We start from the raw sequence: 2,692 nt of genomic DNA on the forward strand, positions 1-2,692 counted from the left end.
TACAGTTTGGCAGCTTGTTGGATATCGGCAATGCCACTGGCTCGATCTGAGAAAGCATGTTTGAGTGACCCCCTGAAGGCGAAAGCATCAGCAAGTTCGGGATCGAGTTCGATCGCACGATTGGAGTCGGCTAAAGCTCCTGGCATATTCCCAAGTTTGGTCATTTTCAGAGCACCGCGATTGTAATAAGCAAGAGCCAACTTGGGTTCGAGTTGAATGGCTCGATCGAAGTCAGCTAATGCACCCTGCGGATCTTTGAGTTTCCCGGATTTGAGAGTACCGCGATTATTATAAAAGAGCGCATCATTAGGGCTAAGCGCAATCGCCCGATTGCAATCTATTAGTGCGCCCTGAATGTCCTGAAGTTTTTGATATTTCAGCTTGCTACGATTGTTGTAAGCCACAGCAAGTTTAGAATCAAGCGAAATCGCCCGATTGTAATCTGTTAATGCGCCTTGGATATCTTGGAGCTTATCATTTTTGAGATTACCACGATATAGATAGCCAATAACACTTTTAGGGTCGAGCGAAATAGCGCGGTTGTAATCTGCTAATGCACCCTGAGTATCCTGAAGCTTTTCCTGTTTCAAGAAACCACGATCCTCATAGGCTTCAGCATATTTGGGATCGAGTTGAATGGTTCGATTGTAGTCCGCTATTGCACCTTGAACATCCTCAAATTTTTGCCTTTTTAGAGTTCCACGACTGAAGTGTGCTAGAGGGTTTTTGGGATCGAGTTGAATCGCTCGAGCGAGATCTGCCAAGCTGCCTAAATAGTCTTCTTGCCCCTGTTTCTGTGCGGCTGATACAATGTAATCATCTGCTTTTGGTGCAGTATTATTAGATCTAGTTACTACGCTTGTACCTAAATTGACACCCAGATTACTTGCAACTGTCGCGAACAGATCGATCGGAATGCCGAGATTAAATCCAGTTTTGACATTGTTATTATCTCGATCTCCTCTACCATGAATGGCAACTAGCTCGCCAGCACTGTTCAATACTGGGCCACCACTCATTCCTGGCTGAGTTTCGTTACTATATACCAAAGAATAACCTTGCTCGAATTTTCGACTACTATTAGCTGAAACTTTACCTGTGCTAAAGACAAATTCTGGCTTGGTGACAGATTTAGATTTGCCCGTATCTGGAAATCCAGCAACGTAGATCGCCATCCCCGATTTGAGGATGGTACTATTGCCAAGTTTGGCAGTAGGATATTTGACTGTCGATCTAAATTTGACTATGGCTAGATCGATATTACCTGGAGCAGAGCGGATCGAGCTATTGATGATTTCATACTGGCGATCGTCCGAAGTCTTGATTTTATAACTAGTTTTGTTTTTGAATACATGAGCTGAAGTGATTACTGTGTAGATATCACCTTGACGTTGGAGAAGTACCCCCGAACCGAATTTATCGGGTTCGGGTTCGGTAATCAAGACTGTAATTGCTCTAGCAGTATTGGCAATCTCGACTGATGACTTGGCAGCGGCGACGTTTGGCTGTACGAGTACGATCGTGGCTCCAATACCAATGAGTCCAGTCCACAGCGAGATCTTTGATGACATGAGCAAGTGTTTATTTGGCGATCGAATTAATATTACTCTACAACTGCTCAAAGCTTAATTCCGCGATCGATCCCAAACGCTCGATCGAGCATTTCAAGCATTACTCAGCACCTAAAACACTGACTAATAAAGCCTTCTGAGCGTGCATTCTATTCTCCGCCTGATCCCAGACGCGAGATCGAGTACCTTCGAGGACATCATCGGTAATTTCTTCGCCGCGATGGGCGGGGAGACAGTGTAAGACGATCGAGCTAGGATCGGCGAGGGTCAGGAGTTCTTGATTGACTTGATAGGGCGCAAATACGGGCATCCGGGCATCGGATTCGGTTTCTTGACCCATACTCGCCCAGACATCGGTATAGACTATCTGTGCGCCCGCTACGGCTTCTTGGGGAGAGCGGGTGACGAGGACTTGGGTACCATTAGTTGCGGCGATCGATCTGGCGCGATCGATAATCTGCGAATCTGGTGTGAAATCAGCCGGACAGGCGATCGCGACATCCATGCCCACCGTCGCACAACCCAGCATCAGGGAGTGTGCCATATTATTGCCGTCGCCTAAATAAGCCAACTTCAATCCCGCCAACTGCCCGAAATTTTCCTGAATCGTCTGAAGATCTGCGAGTACCTGACAGGGATGCTCCAAATCTGTCAGGGCATTAATAATCGGCATCTGAGCGTATTTTGCAAAAGTCTCCACATCCGTCTGCTCGAACGTCCGAATTGCTAGCACATCTAGATAGCGATCCAAGACTCTGGCGGTGTCGGCGAGTGGCTCCCCGCGCCCGATTTGCATCGCTCCAATATTGAGATCGATAACTTGTCCGCCAATCTGACTCATCGCGGCAAAAAAGCTCACCCGCGTTCGGGTTGAAGCTTTGTAAAAAAGCAGTCCTAGCGTTTTGTGGCAGCGTGGTTTGAGTTTACCTTGCTTGAGATCGGCGGCGAGTTGGAGGAGGGTGAGTGTCTCCTGGGCACTCAAATCTGTCATGCTCAATAAATCTCGACCCTGTAAACCACTCATGCGATCGACCCTCAAACAACTAAATATGTGCATCAAACAGCGAGAGGGACGATCTTATCATAAGATCTAGGTTTTCAGTTCGGCTGTCGCTCACTGT

Annotated in this window: 2 protein-coding genes; both read right to left on the minus strand. The window is 47.1% G+C overall.

Going from position 1 to position 2,692, the window contains the following annotated elements:
* Window positions 1-1,571, minus strand: a 1,571-nt coding sequence (locus RMO35_RS13935) for a tetratricopeptide repeat-containing serine protease family protein (RefSeq protein WP_309741904.1), incomplete at its 3' end; no start/stop codon positions are given.
* Between the two features lie 100 nt (window positions 1,572-1,671).
* On the minus strand, window positions 1,672-2,595 hold the full coding sequence (gene argF, locus RMO35_RS13940; RefSeq protein WP_309741905.1) for an ornithine carbamoyltransferase: 924 nt from the start codon (window positions 2,593-2,595) through the stop codon (window positions 1,672-1,674).
* Between the last annotated feature and the right edge of the window lie 97 nt (window positions 2,596-2,692).

The organism is Chamaesiphon sp. OTE_20_metabat_361 (assembly GCF_031364565.1).